This is a genomic window from Halioglobus sp. D3-4, assembly GCF_055809315.1.
The window spans coordinates 5,032,267-5,050,808 of sequence record NZ_CM147907.1 but is presented as its reverse complement, the minus strand read 5'-3'; the positions used below and the strand labels follow the sequence as shown (position 1 = coordinate 5,050,808).

Below are 18,542 nucleotides of genomic sequence, written 5' to 3'. Positions count from 1 at the left end.
TTGTCCACCACCACCGCCCCGGAAAAACCTGCTTCTACCAGCCGTCATGTATGGCGGCTGGCGTGGCCGACCATTATCTCCAACCTGCTGTTCACTACAGTCGGTTTCATGCAGATCAAAATTGTTGCGCAGTTGGGTACCAGTTCCGTTGCGGCCGTAACCACCGGGCAGCGAATATTCTTTCTGGTTCAAGCCCTGCTGATGGGGGTATCAGTCGCCGCCACCGCACTGATTGCCAGGAGTTGGGGCGCCCAGGATTACAGGAAGGCCGAAATCGTCTCCTGGACTGCCCTCACCATGTCGGTGGTGTTGGCTGTTGTAGTCAGCATACCCGTCCTTCTTGCCCCCCGGGCAATTGCCGGCATATTCGGTCTCGATGAGGAAACCACCAGCCTCGCCGCAAGCTACATCTTCTGGATGGCCCTGTTCAATGTTTTCGCGGCCATCAATATGATGCTGGGAACTGCGTTGCGGGCCACCGGGGATGTGATCACACCACTGTGGTACCTGCTTTTCAGTTCCGTGCTGAACGTTCTGTTCTCCTATCTACTGGCTTTCGGCATTGGGCCTATCCCACAGTCCGGCGTTGCCGGTGTCGCGCTGGGAGGCAGTGTGGGTGCGGCTCTGATCACCATCCTGTTCGTCGTCGTGTGGTGGCGCGGCCATTTTAACCTTCAGCCGGCCAAATCGCTTGCCGTGGACTGGCGCCTGTGTCGCCAGATCCTGTCGATCGGCGGGCCCGCTGTCCTTGAACAGGGCATCGTACAGGTCGCCTTTCTGGCCTTTTTCACCATCGTGGCGCATTACGGGACAGTCGCCTATGCCGCCTACGGTATTGGAATCACCCTCGTGGCGTTCCCCATCGTGATCGGGTTTGGCTTCGGTATTGCAACAGCCACCCTTGTCGGCCAGCAGTTGGGTGCGGGCAAGGTGGAGCTGGCGGTGCTGGCAGCTTCGCGTTCGCTGCGCATGGCGCTGATTGCCATGATCAGCCTTTCGATCACACTGGCCTGGTTCGCAGAAGATCTCGCTCGCTTCATGATCGACGACCCGGAGGTTATTCACCTCACAGTCGTATTTATGTACATCATAGCGGTGGCGCAGCCATTCATGGCGTTTGAATTTACCCTCGGTGGCGCGCTTCGCGGTGCCGGTGATACGCGATTTCCACTGGTCGCCACCTTTTGCGGCATCATTATGGGGCGACTGATTCCAGCCCTGGTTTTTCTCTGGCTGGGGCTCTCCGTCTACTGGATCTTCTCGGTAATGCTCCTCGATTACATCATCAAGGCAGCCATTCTCTTCCGCCGTTTTCGCTCCCGAAAGTGGTGCCACATCCAGTTCAACGCAGCCGACTGACAATTTTCTGCCTGCTTGCTGTAGACAGCGACAAAATAAATACTTAAAGTTGAAATTATAGAATTGCCAGTAGGTCATCCGCTCCACAGACAGGAGCCACCTCTCATGCCAGCAGATAATACGACCATTACAGGCCGGGATGCGTCACCGTTTAACCGCACGGTCCAGCACGATGCCAAACGGGCTGCGATTCTGTCGCAGGCTGCCAAGCTGTTTAACTACAAGGGCTCGAGAGCGACCACGTTAAAAGATATCGCGGAGAGCCTGGGCTTGACCAAAACCAGCCTCTACTACTATGTCAAAACCAAGGAAGACCTGATCTACCAGTGCTATATGGCGGCGCTGGACCAGCACCACCAGAATCTGGACAAGATCGAGGCCACGCACTCCCAGCCCATGGAGCGTGCATCGGCTTTTTTCCTGCAGCATTTTGAAAACTGGCTGGCCGCGCAGGAACACAGGGGGCCGCATATTGCGGCACTGCTTGAAATAGCAGCGCTAAAAGGTACGCATCGCCAAGAAGTCGAGGCGCGTTATGTGGAGATGTTCAAGCGCCTGCGGGAATACATCCGCCAGGGCATTGCCGATGGCTCCATGCAACCCTGCGAACCCAGTGCCACCACTCGCGCCATTTTGGGCTCGGTAGACTGGACGTTCTCCTGGCTGCACAACATCCCTCTGGATGCAGTCAATGCCACCGCACAGGAGGCTTGGGATATTATCGCGCACGGTATTTTTGCCGGAGAAGACGACTATGTGCCAGCCGATATCAGTCACGAGAACGAACAGGTCGCGCTGTTGCGAGGCTTTGACCGCGCTGAACAAAATCGCCTCAAGCAGATCGCCTTCCTGAAGACTGGCACGCTGTTTTTTAACCGACAGGGGTTCAACGGCACGTCACTGGACGAGATCGCAGAACACCTCAATGTCTCCAAAGGCGCGTTCTACTACCACATCAACAACAAGGAAGACCTGCTGTTCCGCTGCTATGGCCATTCGCTTGAGATCATGGAAAACATTCACGAGCAGGCGGCACAATCCACGGGTAGTGGTCTGCAAAAGGCCGAGATGACCTGTCGCCGCACCTTCTATGTGCAAAACTCCGAAGTCGGCCCGCTGATTCGCTACAACACTATCACCGCCCTGCCGATGGCGCGCAGGCGCGAGATTCTCAAACGCACTGATAAAGCCAATGATGAGTTCGGAAATTTCCTGAATGCCGGTATCGCCGATGGCAGTGTGCGCCCGATCAACATTTATGTTGCCCAGCAACTCGTCGCCGGTGCCATCAACGCCGCGATGAATCTAAAGCAGTGGCGAAAAGTCGACAACATCGACAGCGCGGCCATTGACTACTTCGATATTTTCTTCAACGGCCTGTTGCCGCGCGCAAATGGGCAGAAAACCTAATTTAGGAGTAACTTCGTGGCCAGTGATATAGAAAAACTCGTCAAGCTGCTAGAGGTCCACCAGATAGACAAGTACCTGTTCAGCGGGCGCAGCCCGAAACGCCCCTCGCGGGTGTTCGGTGGGCAGGTTCTCGCGCAGGCTCTGAATGCAGCCATTCGCACGGTGGACGAAACGCGTATCACGCACTCCATGCATGCCTATTTTCTGCGGCCGGGAAATCCCAGTAAACAGATTGTCTATGAGGTCGACCCCATTCGCGACGGCAAAAGCTTTACTACCCGCAACGTCATCGCCAAGCAGGATGGTATTGCTATCTTCAGTTCCTCGATATCCTTTCATATCGAGGAACCGGGACTTGAACACCAGTTTGACATGATGCAGGTTCCCCCACCGGAAGAACTGGAATCCGATTTCGATCGATGGACTCGCATCGCTAAAGAAAACCCCGACAAGAATATCGATCCGCCTGTCTCAAACCCAATTGAGCGCAAGGCGGTACAACCGCGAGATCATCTCAACCCGCAGCCGCAGGAGCCACAACAGCAGATATGGTTCCGTGCACAGGGGGATCTGGGCGATGATCTGGGAATACACCAGACCCTGCTGGCGTTCATGTCAGATTTTGGATTGCTCGGTTCCGCACTGCTGCCGCACCCGCATACAGGCATGGATAAAGCTCTGCAATCGGCGAGTCTGGATCATGCGTTGTGGTTCCACCAGCCGTTTCGGGCCGACGAGCACCTCCTGTACTGTCTGGACAGCCCAATCTCCGGCGGAGGTCGCGGTTTCAGTCGCGGTAGCTTTTATACACGCGACGGTGTGCTGGTTGCCTCTACGGCACAGGAATCGCTTATTCGCCTGCGCAATAATTAATTTACCGTCGTCTGCAGTTCCTCACCGAGGGCGACCAGTTCCAGAGCGTTACCATTGTGGCGCAGATGCGTTATTGAACCATTGGCAGGCCAGAAACACAGCGTCTCGGAGCGCTCAAGCAACTGGCCTACGACGGCGTTTATCACCAGAAAATGGGTAAAAATAGCGGCACTTTGGCGCAGCCCCAACAATTGCTGTAACGCGTTGTTACGCCATGTCTTGAGTTCATCCGCCTGCTCGTGCCATTGCTGCTGCATGAACTGCCTAAGCCACGGCTGACGCTGTGCCAGCGGTACCGGCGAGGGGATTTCACGAAACGCGGCGTCTACCTGAACGCTCTGCTGCAACAATGTCGAAAGCGGTACTGCCGTCTCAATGGCGCGCTGCAGCGGGCTACTGACCAACAGCGCATCACCGTCGCCCAACTGCTGGCTGAGTTCCTGCGCCGCAGACTGCGCCTGTTGACGCCCCAACTCACTGAGTCCCGGATCGGGTGATTGCCCCCAGCTGGCGGCAGCTTCACCATGCCTGACCAGAAAAATATCCATGGGCCGGGCGGCAGCGCCTACCGGTAGCTCAGCAGGTTCTCGCCGCGCTGCGCGCCAAGCAACCTGAGATGGCAGCTGTCATTAAAAGACGAAAGCGAAACTTTCGACCCACTGTAAAACAACTGCGTAATGGAGCAATTAAAAACAGGTTCATAGAGTTGATAAGTCTGGTCGCCGCCAAGTCCCAGTGCTTGAGCGACAATGGTCGCCAGCGTACCACCGGAGGTGAATATACCTACTGTTTTGCCACTGCCCTGCTCCTGCATAACATCGGCCAAGGCCTGGCGCACATTGCCGGAATAGTCCGCCCAACTCTGGATGCGCGCATCATCACAGGCCGGAGACACCCAGTAGTTGAACACGGCATCGATGACTTTCTGGTAATCCTTGCTCGCACTGAGACCTTTATCAACCAGCGCCTGCACTGCCGGGTTTTGCTTTGTCACCTCTGGCAACAGGCAGGTCAATTGCTCCTCATTCTGGATCTCATTGAAACGCGGGTCTATATGATGTGGAATGCCGTCCGCCTGACTGGCAATCGCCAGGCGGGCCGTCTCCCGCTGGCGCGACAAATCACCGCTATATACCGCATCAAACTGAATTCTACAATCGCGAAAATACTCGCCGGTGACTGTAGCTTGTCGACAACCCAACTCAGAGAGTTTGTCGTAATTTTCAGCGCCAAAAGAAGCCTGTCCATGGCGGACCAAATAAATCGTAGCCATCAGGCGCTCCGTATTACAGTGTCGTTGTCACGGTCGAATCGCAGTTCGCGCCGATAGGGGAAAAAGTCTTCTACATGGCCGGCAGCTATTTTTTCCTGTAGACCTTGCCAGAAGGAGGCCTCGTAGATATCGCTGTGCAAGGTGTCAAACACCTCGCGCGCGCGCTGGTTGCCGGAAAAAAAGAGCGCAAACTCCTCGGGAAAAATATCATTGGGGGCAACCGTGTACCAAGGCTTGCTGGACATCTCTTCCTCCTCAGAGCGGGGCTTGGGTATGGTGCGAAAATTACAGTCCATCAGCGGGACGATTTCGTCATAGTCATAGAAAACGACACGGCCGTGTCGGGTAACACCAAAATTTTTCAGCAACATATCGCCCGGAAAAATATTCGCTGCCGCCAGCTGTTTAATGGCGTTGCCATACTCATCCATCACCGCCGCCACCTGCTCATCGGTGGCGTTGCGTAAATAGAGGTTCAGCGGTGTCATGCGGCGCTCGACATACACGTGTTTGATAATCAGCGTCTTGCCGTGCTCCTCCAGAACAGAGGGTGCCACCTTGCGCAGTTCCTCCATAAGTTCATCGGAGAAACGCGCTCTGGCAAACGCCAGATTGTTAAACTCCTGTGTATCGGCCATGCGTCCGGCGCGGTCCCAACGCTTCACCAGAGTGTATTTGGCTTTCACCTGCTCGCGCGTCATATCCTTGGGCGGCGTGAATTTGTCCTTGATCACCTTGAACACAAAATCGTAGGACGGCAGGGTAAATACCGTCATGACCATCCCTTTGATACCTGGCGCGATATTGAACTGGTCGTTGGTGCTCGTCATATGGCGAAACGCGCAGCGGTGATAATACGTCTTGCCGTGCTTGTTATGCCCCATTGCACTGTAGATTTCCGAGATCGGCTTGGCCGGCATCAGCTGCTGCAAAAACAAGACGCATTGGGCCGGGATGGTGGCATCCACCAGAAAATAGGAGCGGGTAAAACTGAACAGCACGCTAACCATATCCGAACCGAACAGTATCGTATCGACGTAAACAGCACCCCGCTCGTTGTGCAGGATGGGTAGGACGATAGGCATGGACTGTCCACCGGACAGAATACGTCCGACAAGGTACGCCCCCTTGTTGCGGAAAAAGTGGTGCCCGAGAATCTGGAACTGGGTGTCGTCGTGGTTCAGATCAAACTGCAGCGCCAGCCTGTCGATGATCGCATCGCGGATATTGTTGATATCGCGCAGTAGATCCTCATAGGGAATCGAAAATGCAAAGTCTGTGAGCAGGTTCTCCAGCAGGGTATTCAGGGAGCCCTCAAGCCGATAGGTACGGTAGACCTTACTGACATCCGCCGGCGGCATATCCCCATGTGGCGAGAACACAAACACGTATTCATCGCGAATTTTGCGGTGCTTGAATACCGTACAGTAGACGGAATTGAAGAAGGTTTCGGCAATCTCAAAATTATTGTGCCCGTCGATCAACTGCGCGTAGATCTGGCGTGCCTCCCGCCAGAAATTGAGGTCGCGCAGTTCATCACCGGCTATCAGTTCAACGTATTCGAAGACCTTCTTCGTTTTGACCTTGTACAGATCAATACGCTGAATCGAGGCCTGCCGGATGCCCTGCCAGTCGGCATTTTCAAAACGGGTCTTGGCTGCCAGCGTTATATTCTGGAATTCCGCAAAGTAGGATTCAAAGCCATTCAGTATGGCGCGAGCGAAGCGCTCACGCACATCAACCTGTGCTACTGAAGCTTCGCTATCGATCTCCGAATTGCTACTGCCCATCGGCGACTGCATTTTGCCTCACAGCAATTCCTTGGCAAACAGCTCCAGAATAGCGGGATTAGCGATGTTCAATAACATGGAGCCAACCTCGCCGCGCTTACCGGCCTCCTTCCACGGTGCCAGCCGTTCGACAATGCGACCATGTGAACCCACCAGTGCCACTTCATCGAGCAACTCATTGGGAACCAGTGCGGTAGCCTCGTCCTTTTTGCCTTCCAGGTACAGATCCTGTATCCGGGTAGCGACATCGCCATAGCCCAGACGCGTAGCGTAGTCGTGGTAGAAGTTCTTGCCCTTGGCACCCATGCCACCGATGTACAGCGCCAACCAGGGTCGCAGCCCATCAAACGCGGCGGCCAGATCATCGTTCGGTGACACCATCACGAAAGGCGCCACGTCAAAGTCTTTCAGGCTCTTGCCGTTACCCGCTTTGGCAAACCCTTTTTCGAGGTGTTCACCCAGAATGCTATATTTGTTTGGGTCCATCCACACTGGAAACACACCGTCGGCGACCTCACCGGCACAGGACAAACCTGCCGGTGTAATGGAGGCGGTGTAAATAGGCAGCTCAGGGCAGCCCTCCAGAATGGACTTCAGCGGTTTGCCAAGCCCTGTCGTACCCTCGCCTTTATTGGGCAACTGGTAGACTTTGCCGTCGAACTCAACCGGACCATCGCGCTCCATAATCTTGCGCATGATCTGGATATACTCGCGGGTGCGCGTGACAGGCTTGCCGTAGGGCACACCGTGCCAACCCTCGACGACCTGGGGACCGGACGCACCGAGCCCGGCGATAAAACGTCCGCCCGACAACTGGTGCAACGACATGGACGTCATCGCACACATTGCCGGAGAACGCGCCGGCATCTGCATAATCGCAGTGCCCACTCGGATTTTTTTGGTCTGGGCGAGTATCCAGGACGCACTGGAGACAGCATCATTGCCATATGCCTCGGCTGTCCAGACTGAATCGAAACCCATGGATTCCGCCTGATGAATCAGCTCCATTGGCAGATGAATTTGCTTGCCGGAGTAGCCCAGCAGAAAGCCCAGTTTCATAGATAATCTCCAGTACTTACAGGGCCAACACGGCCCGTGTGAAAAGGTTCAGCGCGTGGGTGCGCCATGCGGTGAATTCTGCCTGATGCCAGACGGTATTACCAAAAAAATTGTCGCCGCAGAGCAAGCGCCCGCGGCCCAACCAACCGACAGATGGGGCGATATAGCCCCTGCCTGTCCAACCAGGTACAAGCTCAATACAGCAGACTGTAGAGTTTGCGCTGGTATTCAACCGCGAGTGGGTCGCCCTTGCCCAGTGAGGCGATAGAGTCCAGCAGCATGCGCTTGGTAGCACCATCGCCGTGGTCGACATCGCTGCGCAAAATCGTAACAAGTTGCTCCATCGCTTCCCGAAATTGTCCGGCATTGGTGTACTGCACACCCAATTGATAGCGCAAGTCCAAATCGTCCGGGTTCGCCGCCAACTGCTCTTCCAGCGCCGTAATTTCGGGCGATTTGGCCGCCTCGCGCTTGATCTCCAACTGCGCGCGCAGCTGTTCGTAACCAGCGTCCTGATCGGCCATGCGAACGCCGTCCAGCAGGGCTTCCGCCTCATCCAGACGCAGTGCCTCAATCAGCGCGTGCGCATAGGAGAGCGTTATATCATGCTGCTGCTTGGAGTCCTGCCAGGCCTGTCGCAGCGGCGTCAAGGCCTCGTTGAACTCACCTCGCTCCATCGCAGCCAGCCCCTGTTGCAACAGCCCATCCCATGGTTTGGGGAGGTATTTTTCCAGCATTTCGCGCACAAACGATTCCGTCTGGGCACCGGCGAAACCGTCCACGGGCTGCCCACCCTGAATGACCATCACAGTGGGCAAACTGCGCACGCCCAGTTGCTGGGCGATGCCCTGCTGCTCATCGGCATTTACCTTGGCCAATAGAAACGCCCCTTGGTATTCCTGGGCGATTTTCTCCAGCAGCGGCATAAGGGTTTTACAGGGCTCGCACCACTCGGCCCAGAAGTCTACGACTACGGGGCGTTTGTGCGATTCCTCGATGAGGAGTGCGGAGGCGTTGGTTTCGTCGATGTTGACTATGTAGTCGGTCACTGGCTCCCCCTGTGACTAATCAGTTCGGCGTTCACTGTGTCTGGGGATAGCTATCCCCAGGACCCCGCCTGCAGCACCCGCCGAGGGTGTGCTGGACACGCCACAAGTACGTCCATGTAGGCTCGACGGCGGCCATCCATGGCCGCCGACGGTCCTGCACACCCTCGGCGGGTACTGCAGGCTCGCTTCATTACGTTGTTTACAGGCCGAGGACGTCCTGCATGTCGTAAAGGCCCGCGTCCTGCGCCTTCAGCCAACCGGCGGCGCGCACGGCGCCTCTGGCGAAGGACATTCGGCTGGACGCCTTATGGGTAATCTCTACGCGCTCACCATCGGCGGCGAATGTTACCGTGTGGTCGCCGACGATGTCACCGGCGCGCACAGTTGCAAAGCCGATGGTGTCTCGCGCTCTTGCGCCGGTCTGTCCCTCGCGGCCGTATACCGCCACTTTATCGAGATCGCGCCCCAGTGCATCGGCAACGACCTTACCCATGCTCAGGGCAGTACCAGAAGGCGCGTCAATTTTGTGCCGGTGGTGCGCCTCATAGACTTCGATGTCGACGTCGTCTCCCAGCACACGCGCGGCCATATCCAGCAGTTTAAAGCACAGGTTGACGCCGGTGCTGAAATTGGAGGCTTTGCAGATGGAAATCACCTTCGCCGCACTGTCGATCTCGCCCTGCTGTTCAGGGGTAAACCCGGTGGTACCTATCACGATCGCGGTGTTGTGCTCGCGGCACACGGCGAGATTGGCCAGCGTGGCATCTGGTACGGAGAAATCAATCAACACATCGATGTTATCAATCGCTGTCGCCAGTGTATCCACAACCGCGACGCCGTTCTTGCCCTGCCCGGCCAGTTCGCCTGCGTCTGCGCCCAGCAAGGTGCTTTCAGGGCGTTCTATCGCGGCGGTGAGGGTCATGCCCTGTGCCTGGCTAATCGCCTCTATCAGGGTGCGCCCCATGCGCCCGGCTGCGCCGGTAATACCAATTCGTACTGTCATGGCTTTAACTCGTCAAAGAAGTTCTTTACACCTTCGAACCAACTGGTCTGGCGCGGCGATTGCGATTTGCCACCCTCACCAAGGGTATTGCGCAATTCCTCTAGCAGGGTCTTTTGCTCCTTATTGAGTTTTACCGGCGTTTCTACCACAACGCGGCACAGTAAATCACCGACGCCGCCACCGCGCACAGGTTTAACGCCCTTGCCACGCAGTCGGAACAGTTTGCCGGTCTGTGTCTCCGGCGGAATTTTCAATTTAACGCGGCCATCGAGCGTCGGCACATCCAGATCACCGCCGAGCGCGGCATCGACAAAGGTGATGGGCACCTCGCAATAAAGGTTTTTGCCATCGCGCTCAAAGATGGGGTGCTGGCGAACAGACATTTGCACGAACAGGTCGCCGGGAGGCCCACCCTCTGGACCGGCCTCACCTTCACCAGAAAGACGAATCCGGTCACCGGTATCCACGCCTGGCGGCACTTTGACCGACAGTGTCTTGGTCTTCTCGACGCGACCCTGGCCACGACAAGTGCCGCAAGGATCGGTAATCGTCTTACCGCGACCACGACACGCCGGGCAGGTCTGTTGCACCTGGAAGAAGCCCTGCTGCATGCGAACCTGACCGGCGCCGCCGCAGGTACCGCAGGTTGTAGCAGAGGTACCCTCTTTTGCACCGGACCCATCACAGGCATCACAACTACTCAGCGATGGCACGCGAATTTCAACTGTGGTGCCCTTGACGGCATTTTCCAGCGAAATATCCAGCGTGTAACGCAGGTCGGACCCACGCTGTGGACCGCCGCGACCGCGACCGCCGCCACCGCCGAAAATATCGCCGAACACATCGCCAAAGATATCGCTGAAGTTTTCGCCGCCGAAGCCGCCTCCTCCGCCCATGCTCTGGTCTACACCGGCATGGCCGTATTGGTCGTAGGCTGCCCGCTTGCGGCTGTCCATCAAGATGTCGTAGGCCTCGGTGGCCTCCTTGAACTTACCCTCGGCGGCCGGATCGTCGGGGTTGCGATCGGGGTGGTGCTTCATCGCCTCCCGGCGATACGCCTTCTTGATGTCTCTTTCGTCGGCATCCTTACTGACACCGAGAACTTCGTAGTAATCGCGTTTTGACATAGGCCTTTTTTACAGCTCTTCCGTAAATGACTACGCGGGCTCTGAAGTCCCGCGTAGTCCTGATCATGGTATGGGATGGAGAAAACCTCCATCCCGCTGGCGCAGAACGCCAGCCTTACTTTTTATCGTCTTTCACTTCCTCGAACTCAGCGTCGACCACATCGTCACCACCGGAAGCTTTGGCGTCAGCGTCTTCCGCGCCACCGGCAGCGGCCTCATCCTGGGCCGCCTGCGCAGCAAAGATCTTCTGCGCTACCACGCCGGTCACTTCGGTCAGCTTGGCGGCAGCGGCATCGATAGCCTCTTTGTCGTCAGCTTTCAGCGCCTCTTCGGCCTCTGTTATCGCTGATTCAATCGCGGCTTTTTCTTCATCGGTGCCGTGTTCGCCTGCTTCTTCGAGCGTCTTGCGGGCTGCGTGCACCAGACCATCACAGGTATTGCGTGCGCTTACCAGCTCCTCGAACTTGGCATCGCTCTCGGCATTGGCCTCGGCATCGGAAATCATCTTCTCGATGTCTTCGTCACTCAGACCGCCTGAAGCAGTAATGCGGATAGACTGTTCCTTACCAGTCGCCTTGTCTTTGGCTGACACATTCAGGATACCGTTGGCGTCCAGATCGAAGGTTACCTCTATCTGCGGCATACCACGTTGCGCCGGCGGTATATCGGCCAGGTCAAAACGGCCCAGCGATTTATTGCCAGAGGCTTGCTTGCGCTCGCCCTGTACCACGTGAATGGTCACAGCAGTCTGGTTGTCTTCCGCGGTGGAGAATATCTGCGATTTCTTGGTCGGAATCGTGGTGTTCTTCTCGATCAGCGGTGTCGCCACGCCACCCATGGTTTCAATACCCAGAGTCAGGGGTGTGACATCCAGCAGCAATACGTCCTTCACGTCGCCGGCCAGCACTGCACCCTGGATGGAAGCACCCACAGCTACGGCCTCGTCGGGGTTCACATCCCTGCGTGGCTCTTTGCCGAAATAATCCGCGACCACTTTCTGCACCATTGGCATACGGGTCTGACCACCTACCAGGATGACTTCGTTGATTTCGCTGGGGCTGAGTCCTGCATCTTTCAATGCCAGCTTCACCGGCTCCATAGAGCGGGTCACCAGATCTTCCACCAGCGATTCCAGCTTGGCGCGACTCAGTTTGACCACAAGGTGCTTGGGCCCGGTAGCGTCAGCCGTGATATACGGCAGGTTGACCTCAGTCTGCTGCGAGCTGGACAACTCGATCTTGGCTTTTTCTGCCGCTTCCTTGAGACGCTGCAATGCCAGCGGGTCATTGTGCAGGTCGATACTGCTCTCTTTCTTGAACTCTGCGGCGAGGTATTCGATCAACCGCATGTCAAAATCTTCACCGCCGAGGAAGGTGTCACCGTTGGTGGAAAGCACTTCAAACTGGTGCTCGCCATCCACTTCGGCGATCTCGATGATGGATATATCAAAGGTACCACCACCGAGGTCATACACCGCGATAGTGTGATCGCCCTTTGCTTTGTCCATGCCATAGGCCAGCGCAGCTGCTGTCGGCTCGTTGATGATACGCTTAACTTCCAGACCGGCGATTTTACCGGCGTCCTTGGTCGCCTGGCGCTGTGAATCGTTGAAGTAGGCAGGTACCGTGATAACCGCTTCGGTTACCGGCTCGCCGAGGTATTCCTCAGCAGTCTTTTTCATTTTGCGCAGCACTTCAGCTGACACCTGAGGAGGCGCCATCTTGTCGTCTTTCACCTGTACCCAGGCGTCGCCGTTTTCTGCTGCGATAATTTTATAAGGCACCATGGAGATGTCTTTTTGTACCACATCATCCTTGAACTTACGGCCGATCAGGCGCTTCACCGCGAACACTGTGTTGTGCGGGTTGGTCACTGCCTGACGCTTGGCGCTCTGGCCAACCAGGATCTCTCCGTCCTCGCTGTAGCCGACGATAGAGGGAGTCGTGCGATCGCCCTCTGCATTCTCGATGACCTTGGGCTTGCCGCCTTCCATTACGGATACGCAAGAGTTGGTCGTGCCCAAGTCGATTCCGATTATCTTACCCATTCTCTTTCTCCAGTTTTTGTTCGCGGGCCGTACCCACGGTTACCATTGTTCGTTGTTCTGTATATTGGCCCTATTTGACTGATTTCAAGGGCATATTTGTCACTCTGCGCCAATTAATGCCCACCCTGCGGCGGGCTGCCGCCTAAGCCCTGATTGGGCTGTGGCCCCTCAACCGGGGCTCTTGCTGACCATTACCATCGCCGGTCGCACCAGACGCCCGCTGAGGGTGTAACCTTTCTGCATCACCATCGTCACCGTATTGGGCTCCACATCGGGGTTTTCCACCATACTCATGGCCTGGTGCAATTGCGGATCAAAAGGCTCGCCGACGGGGTCGATCGCCTCAATGTGAAACTTCTTCAGCGCGTCCAGAAAGCTTTTGAGTGTCAGCTGCACACCCTCAGCTATCGGTTTGACGACTTCGTCGTCCCCGGAAGAGGCCTCCAGCGCGCGCTCCAGATTGTCCACCACCGGCAGCAGTTCCGCACAGAAACGCTCCAGCGCGAATTTGCGGGCTTTCTCGACATCCTGCTCAGCCCGACGCATAACGTTCTGCGCGTCAGCCTGGGCACGCAGCGCGTCCTCCTTGGCGAGTTTCAGCTCCTCCTGCAGGCTTTCCAGTGTGACCTCCCCGGTCGCTTCAGTCTGCTCAGCAGCTTCGTCTGGTGCCGCCTGCATCGCCTCATCCGGCCGGTTTTCTACGGCTTCAGTTTGTTCGTTCGACTCAGGCTGCTTGTTGTCTTGCTTGGCCACGCTAGGACTCCATATTCGTGTGTGCATTCTTCACGCGCGGCCTGCTAGCAGGCGCGCTATCCCGATCTTCAGGCGGATATGGGGCCATCACGGACTATTTCAAGGCCTGTGCGAATGAAATTGGCGGTGATTGATCACCTGGGCCGGGCGCACCGCCCGGGCTTACGCGGCACCGCTAGGCAGACAGCGCCGAACTCAACATGCGGGCCGTGACATCAACGATGGGAATCACTTCGGCATAGGCCATGCGGGTGGGGCCGATCACGCCCAGCACGCCCAGCGTTTTCGCACCGTCGCTATAGGGCGCGGTGACCACACTGTAGTTGCCAAACACCTCAAAACCGGACTCCTCGCCGATAAATATCTGCACGCCCTCGGCGCGCGTGCTGCGCTCCAGCAGGTGGAGCAGATCCTTTTTCTGCTCGAAAGTATCAAACAGTTCGCGCAACCGGTCCATCTCCTCAACCGTGGCCCCACCGAGCAGACGGGACTCACCCGCCATCACGTACTCGTCTTCTTTTTTATCGTCCTGTTCCAACGCGCGGTTGGCCAGATCCAGAGCGGCCTCCATATAGCTGTCTATCTGGCTGCGCGCCTCTTCCATCTCACGCAGTATTCGGCCCTTCACCTGATTCAGTGGCTGACCAGCATAGCGCTGATTCACCATGGCCGCAGCCGCGCGCAGCTCAGCCTCGGTAAATGCGCGCCGCGTGTGGATGATGCGGTTCTGCACCTCGCGCTCATTAACCACCAGTATCACCAGTACGCGCTCACCAGACAACGGCAGGAACTCCACCTGCCGCAGTTGATGCGCATCCTGACGCGGCACCGTGACCAGACCGGCCTGAGCGGTGATATTGGACAGTAACAGGGATGCCGCCTGTACCAGTTCGGTCGAGGATTTATCCGGGTTCAGCTCCGCGCGCAGCGTGGATATCGCCTGTTCTTCCAGCGGCTGCACTTGCAGCAGGGAGTCGACAAACAGGCGATACCCCTGCGCGGTGGGCACACGGCCCGAAGAGATATGCGGCGAGTGCAGATACCCCCGCTCTTCCAGATCCGACATCACATTGCGAATCGTAGCCGCGCTGACGGGCAGGCCGGATGATCGCATCAGGGTGCTGGAGCCCACAGGCTGTCCGTCGCGTATATGGTGCTCGACCAGCGTCTTCAGCAAGATACTGGCACGCTCTGATATTTCTCCTGTCCCCATTGCCTCCAACCCGTATTGATGAGCCTACGGTTTTATCACAGCCGCGAATAATTACAAAGTCGCAGCAGCTACATATTCCTTTGGCGCCAAGGGTGTTTATCGCATTACACTTCTGGGGTATAAAAGACGAAATCCAAGGTAGATGTCCATGCTCGCCCAGATCACTATCAGCAACTACACCATCGTGTCCGCTCTGGACATGGAGTTTTCCGAGGGGATGACGGTGATCACCGGCGAGACCGGGGCGGGCAAATCCATCATGCTGGATGCGCTGGGGCTCTGTCTGGGCGACCGCGCCGACCCCAAAGCCATCCGCCACGGCAGTGACCGCGCCGAGATTACTGCCTGTTTCGATATTGCCGCGATACCGCAGGCGGTCGCCTGGCTGCAGAGCCGCGATCTGCAGACCGGGAATGAGTGCCTGCTGCGGCGAGTAATTAGCGCCGACGGACGCAGCCGCGCCTATATCAACGGCAGCCTCAGCACCCTGCAGGACTGCGCGGAGCTGGGCGCCCTGTTGATCGACATTCACAGCCAGCACGCCCACCAGTCGCTACTGCGCAAACCGACACAGCGCGACCTGCTGGACGCCTACGCCGGCCACAAGGCCCTCACCCGGGCCGTGGAACAACACGCCTCCGATTGGCTGCGCAAACGACGCGAGCTGGAATTGCTGGCCGGCTCGAGGGACGAGCACACCAGCCGCCTGCAATTGCTGGCCTATCAGGTGGAGGAACTGGATACCCTGAACCTGCAGGAGCGCGAACTCGCGGAACTGGAGCAGGAACAGGTATTGCTCTCCAACGCCGAGGACATTCTCACCGCCGCACACCGCGCACTCGAACTGAGTGAGGAACACGAGAGGGGTGCCTACCAGGCGCTGAAATTACTGAACGCGGACGTTCACGCCACCCCCGCCGCCAACAGCGCCCGGGAATTGCTCGATTCCGCCGCCATCGCCCTGAACGAGGCCCACAGCGAAATTCAGCGGCATATCGACAGCGTACAGGTGGACCCGGAGCGCCTGGCCGATGTCCAGAAGCGACTGGAGAGCATCTATGATGTCGCCCGCAAACACCGGGTGCTGCCGGAGGAACTGCCCACCCTGCATTCAGCATTGAGCGAAGAGCTGCTGGGCCTGACAAACGGCGGCCAGCGTATCGACCAATTGGAAGAGGAAATGACTGCGCTGGCGCAGCAGTACGCTGCCGATGCCACGCAGTTGAGCAAAAAACGGCGCAGCGCCGCGAAAAAACTGGTCAAGAATACCTCCGAGGTACTGGCATCACTGGCCATGGAGGGCTGTCAGTTTGAAATCGGGCTTACAGCGCTCAAAAGTGATGACCCGCACCCCCACGGCAGTGAGGAAGTCGAATTCCTCATCAGCACCAACCCAGGCGCACCGCCGCGGCCGCTCGGCAAAATCGCCTCCGGCGGTGAACTCTCGCGCATCAGTCTCGCCATCAGCGTGGTGACTGCCAATACGGCCACGGCACCGAGCATGGTGTTCGACGAGGTTGACGTGGGCATCGGCGGCGCGGTGGCCGAAGTGGTGGGCAAGTTGCTGCGCACACTGTCGGAGCGCGCCCAGATACTGTGCGTGACCCACCTCGCACAGGTGGCGGCACAGGGCACGCATCACCTGCAGGTCAGCAAAACCAGCCGCGACAAATCCGTGGAAACGCGGTTGTCCCGCCTGGATACCGAAGAAAAGGTGCAGGAGATAGCGCGCATGCTAGGTGGCGTCAAAATCACGCCGCAGACGCTGGCACACGCGCGGGAAATGCTGGAAAGCTGATCGTCTTGATAAAGCTGCTCTGCTAAACGAGGGCAGCTAGCGAGGCCGCGCTGAAGCAGCTGTGCGGCCGCCGAGCCGACAACGTGGGCCTAATCCGATGCCTCGTCCTTCTTGCGCACATAGAGCACCAGCGAGTGGTCCATCAGCTCAAAGCCGTGTTCCTTGGCAATCTCGCGCTGACGCTGCTCAATCACGGGATCAGTAAACTCCACGACCTCACCAGAACTCACACAAACCATGTGGTCATGGTGCTCACCGGTGGCCAGTTCAAACACGGAATGGCCCGTCTCGAAGTTGTGACGCGTCACCAGGCCGGCCGTCTCGAACTGCGTCAACACGCGGTACACCGTGGCCAGACCGACATCTTCACCCGCAGAAAGTAGTGCGCGATAGACATCCTCAGCGCTCATATGCTGCGGCCCGTCGCCGGAAGATTCCAGGATTTCCAGAATCTTCACGCGCGGCAACGTGATCTTCAATCCGGCTTTTCGTAGTTCCTGATTTTGTTCAGGCATAGCTATAGGGCTTCTCTGTACTGTCCAGTGGATGTATGATGCCACCCCAATAGAGCAAGTGGAAGTTATATCCCATGCGGATTTTTTTTATCTCTCTGGCAATTGCCACACTTAGCGCCTGCGGCTTCGTCGGCTTCCCCGGTGTGTACAAAATTAATGTCGAGCAGGGCAATATCGTCACGCCCGAAATGGCCGCTCAGCTCAAACCGGGAATGACCCGCCGCCAGGTAAAATTCATTCTGGGCACGCCACTGGTGGAAGACACTTTTGACAAAAATCGCTGGGATTACCTGTATTCCAAGCGCAATGGCACCAAGATACTGAGTGAGTCGCGACTCACTGTCGAGTTCGACGGCGATTATCTAGCCAACGTGTCGGGCGATCTGGCACCGTCTGACTGGGGTGCCGAAAAGGCCGCAGAGCAACCGTCTGCCGCGCCAGCGCAGCCCAGTGAGCCCACACCGGGAATACCCGCACCCTGAGTCAGGGTATCTCTACGAAATCACCCTACCCTGTGTTGTCGCCAGCGCGCCGCTCTTTCGCGCGCGCCGCGCGGGCCTTGCGCACTTCTTTGGGATCGGCAATCAGGGGCCGGTAAACTTCCACCCTGTCGCCATCACGTAATTCCTGCGTAGGCCCGACGACCTGACCAAAAATACCCAGCTTCGCGTTATCCAGATCCAGCCCGTCAAATTTCTCGGCAATACCCGATCGCTGCGCCGCCTCCAGCGCCGTTGCGCCGGCCGGCAGTTCAACTTTCAACAGGGCCTGTTTGTGAGGCAGCGCATAGGCGACCTCCACCGTTATCATAGTTTCATTGCTCATTGGATCAGCCATACAATTGCGTGGCGCGACGACTGACGGCGTCCACCAGATTATTGGTTACTTTATCGAACAAGCGGGACGCCGCAACGCCCAGCAATTTACTGTTGAATTTAAACTCCAGATACAGGCTCATTTTGCAGGCGGAGTCTCCCAACGCGTGAAAATCCCAGTGCCCGGCAAATTTCTCAAATGGGCCGTCGAGCAATTCCAGCGTGATCTCCCGCGCGTCGCTCAGGCGATTGCGGGTACTGAAACTCTGTTTAATACCGCCACGAGCGAGATCGAGGCGCGCCTCCTGTACATATTCATCACTGCGTAGAATGCTCGCGCCCACGCAGCCCTCCATAAAGCTGGGATAGGACTCCACATCGCTTACCAGATCGAACAACTGTCGCGCGCTGTAGGGCAGCAAGGCGCTGCGGTTAATGACTGTCATGGTTCCCTGTTA

General features: G+C 57.2%; 18 protein-coding genes. 5 read left to right on the top strand and 13 right to left on the bottom strand.

The window, feature by feature from the left end:
• The 3 genes from AC0L6S_RS22305 (at position 1) to AC0L6S_RS22295 (ending at position 3,642) form a co-directional block, all read left to right on the top strand.
• Entirely contained in the window at positions 1 to 1,359 is a 1,359-nt protein-coding gene (locus AC0L6S_RS22305; RefSeq protein ID WP_473426309.1) for an MATE family efflux transporter, read from the top strand.
• A 105-nt stretch (positions 1,360 to 1,464) separates the two neighbouring features.
• Positions 1,465 to 2,769, top strand: a complete 1,305-nt coding sequence (locus AC0L6S_RS22300; protein ID WP_473426307.1) for a TetR/AcrR family transcriptional regulator — start codon at positions 1,465 to 1,467, stop codon at positions 2,767 to 2,769.
• 15 nt (positions 2,770 to 2,784) lie between these two features.
• Complete coding sequence (locus AC0L6S_RS22295) at positions 2,785 to 3,642, top strand: acyl-CoA thioesterase (RefSeq protein WP_473426306.1); 858 nt, start codon at positions 2,785 to 2,787, stop codon at positions 3,640 to 3,642.
• Here AC0L6S_RS22295 and AC0L6S_RS22290 read toward each other — a convergent pair.
• The 10 genes from AC0L6S_RS22290 to hrcA form a co-directional block, all read right to left on the bottom strand.
• Complete coding sequence (locus AC0L6S_RS22290) at positions 3,639 to 4,190, bottom strand: histidine phosphatase family protein (protein WP_473426305.1); 552 nt, start codon at positions 4,188 to 4,190, stop codon at positions 3,639 to 3,641. The two genes, AC0L6S_RS22295 and AC0L6S_RS22290, sit on opposite strands and share 4 nt — an antisense overlap.
• Before the next feature lie 17 nt (positions 4,191 to 4,207).
• On the bottom strand, positions 4,208 to 4,915 hold the full coding sequence (locus tag AC0L6S_RS22285; RefSeq protein WP_473426303.1) for a histidine phosphatase family protein: 708 nt from the start codon (positions 4,913 to 4,915) through the stop codon (positions 4,208 to 4,210).
• A complete protein-coding gene (gene aceK, locus AC0L6S_RS22280; protein WP_473426302.1) occupies positions 4,915 to 6,705 on the bottom strand; it encodes a bifunctional isocitrate dehydrogenase kinase/phosphatase in 1,791 nt (596 codons plus the stop codon). The genes AC0L6S_RS22285 and aceK overlap by 1 nt, the downstream gene beginning before the upstream one ends.
• 18 nt (positions 6,706 to 6,723) lie before the next feature.
• On the bottom strand, positions 6,724 to 7,764 hold the full coding sequence (locus tag AC0L6S_RS22275; protein ID WP_473426301.1) for an LLM class F420-dependent oxidoreductase: 1,041 nt from the start codon (positions 7,762 to 7,764) through the stop codon (positions 6,724 to 6,726).
• Positions 7,765 to 7,958: 194 nt separating this feature from the next.
• Positions 7,959 to 8,813, bottom strand: coding sequence for a thioredoxin (gene trxA / locus AC0L6S_RS22270; RefSeq protein WP_473426300.1), 855 nt, complete (start codon positions 8,811 to 8,813; stop codon positions 7,959 to 7,961).
• A gap of 199 nt (positions 8,814 to 9,012) precedes the next feature.
• Positions 9,013 to 9,816, bottom strand: coding sequence for a 4-hydroxy-tetrahydrodipicolinate reductase (gene dapB, locus AC0L6S_RS22265; protein ID WP_473426299.1), 804 nt, complete (start codon positions 9,814 to 9,816; stop codon positions 9,013 to 9,015).
• Positions 9,813 to 10,943, bottom strand: coding sequence for a molecular chaperone DnaJ (gene dnaJ, locus AC0L6S_RS22260; RefSeq protein ID WP_473426298.1), 1,131 nt, complete (start codon positions 10,941 to 10,943; stop codon positions 9,813 to 9,815). The genes dapB and dnaJ overlap by 4 nt, the downstream gene beginning before the upstream one ends.
• Before the next feature lie 115 nt (positions 10,944 to 11,058).
• The gene (gene dnaK / locus AC0L6S_RS22255) at positions 11,059 to 12,990 is read right to left on the bottom strand and encodes a molecular chaperone DnaK (RefSeq protein ID WP_473426296.1); all 1,932 of its coding nucleotides are present in this window, start codon (positions 12,988 to 12,990) and stop codon (positions 11,059 to 11,061) included.
• A gap of 168 nt (positions 12,991 to 13,158) precedes the next feature.
• Positions 13,159 to 13,770, bottom strand: a complete 612-nt coding sequence (gene grpE / locus AC0L6S_RS22250; RefSeq protein WP_473426294.1) for a nucleotide exchange factor GrpE — start codon at positions 13,768 to 13,770, stop codon at positions 13,159 to 13,161.
• 148 nt (positions 13,771 to 13,918) lie between these two features.
• Positions 13,919 to 14,956 carry a heat-inducible transcriptional repressor HrcA gene (gene hrcA / locus AC0L6S_RS22245; protein WP_473426293.1) on the bottom strand — a complete coding sequence of 346 codons (1,038 nt, stop codon included), beginning with the start codon at positions 14,954 to 14,956 and terminating at the stop codon, positions 13,919 to 13,921.
• Between the two features lie 148 nt (positions 14,957 to 15,104).
• Here hrcA and recN point away from each other — a divergent pair, with 148 nt between their 5' ends.
• A complete protein-coding gene (recN, locus tag AC0L6S_RS22240) occupies positions 15,105 to 16,754 on the top strand; it encodes a DNA repair protein RecN (RefSeq protein WP_473426292.1) in 1,650 nt (549 codons plus the stop codon).
• Between the two features lie 89 nt (positions 16,755 to 16,843).
• Here recN and fur read toward each other — a convergent pair whose 3' ends face one another.
• A complete protein-coding gene (gene fur / locus AC0L6S_RS22235; RefSeq protein ID WP_473426291.1) occupies positions 16,844 to 17,269 on the bottom strand; it encodes a ferric iron uptake transcriptional regulator in 426 nt (141 codons plus the stop codon).
• A 74-nt stretch (positions 17,270 to 17,343) separates the two neighbouring features.
• Here fur and AC0L6S_RS22230 point away from each other — a divergent pair, with 74 nt between their 5' ends.
• Complete coding sequence (locus tag AC0L6S_RS22230) at positions 17,344 to 17,751, top strand: outer membrane protein assembly factor BamE (RefSeq protein ID WP_473426290.1); 408 nt, start codon at positions 17,344 to 17,346, stop codon at positions 17,749 to 17,751.
• 25 nt (positions 17,752 to 17,776) lie between these two features.
• Here AC0L6S_RS22230 and AC0L6S_RS22225 read toward each other — a convergent pair whose 3' ends face one another.
• Together AC0L6S_RS22225 and AC0L6S_RS22220 are read right to left on the bottom strand one after the other, a co-directional pair.
• Positions 17,777 to 18,094, bottom strand: a complete 318-nt coding sequence (locus AC0L6S_RS22225; RefSeq protein WP_473426289.1) for an RnfH family protein — start codon at positions 18,092 to 18,094, stop codon at positions 17,777 to 17,779.
• A gap of 4 nt (positions 18,095 to 18,098) precedes the next feature.
• Positions 18,099 to 18,530 (bottom strand): type II toxin-antitoxin system RatA family toxin, encoded by a 432-nt coding sequence (locus tag AC0L6S_RS22220; RefSeq protein ID WP_473426288.1) that lies wholly within the window; start codon positions 18,528 to 18,530, stop codon positions 18,099 to 18,101.
• Positions 18,531 to 18,542: the final 12 nt, after the last annotated feature.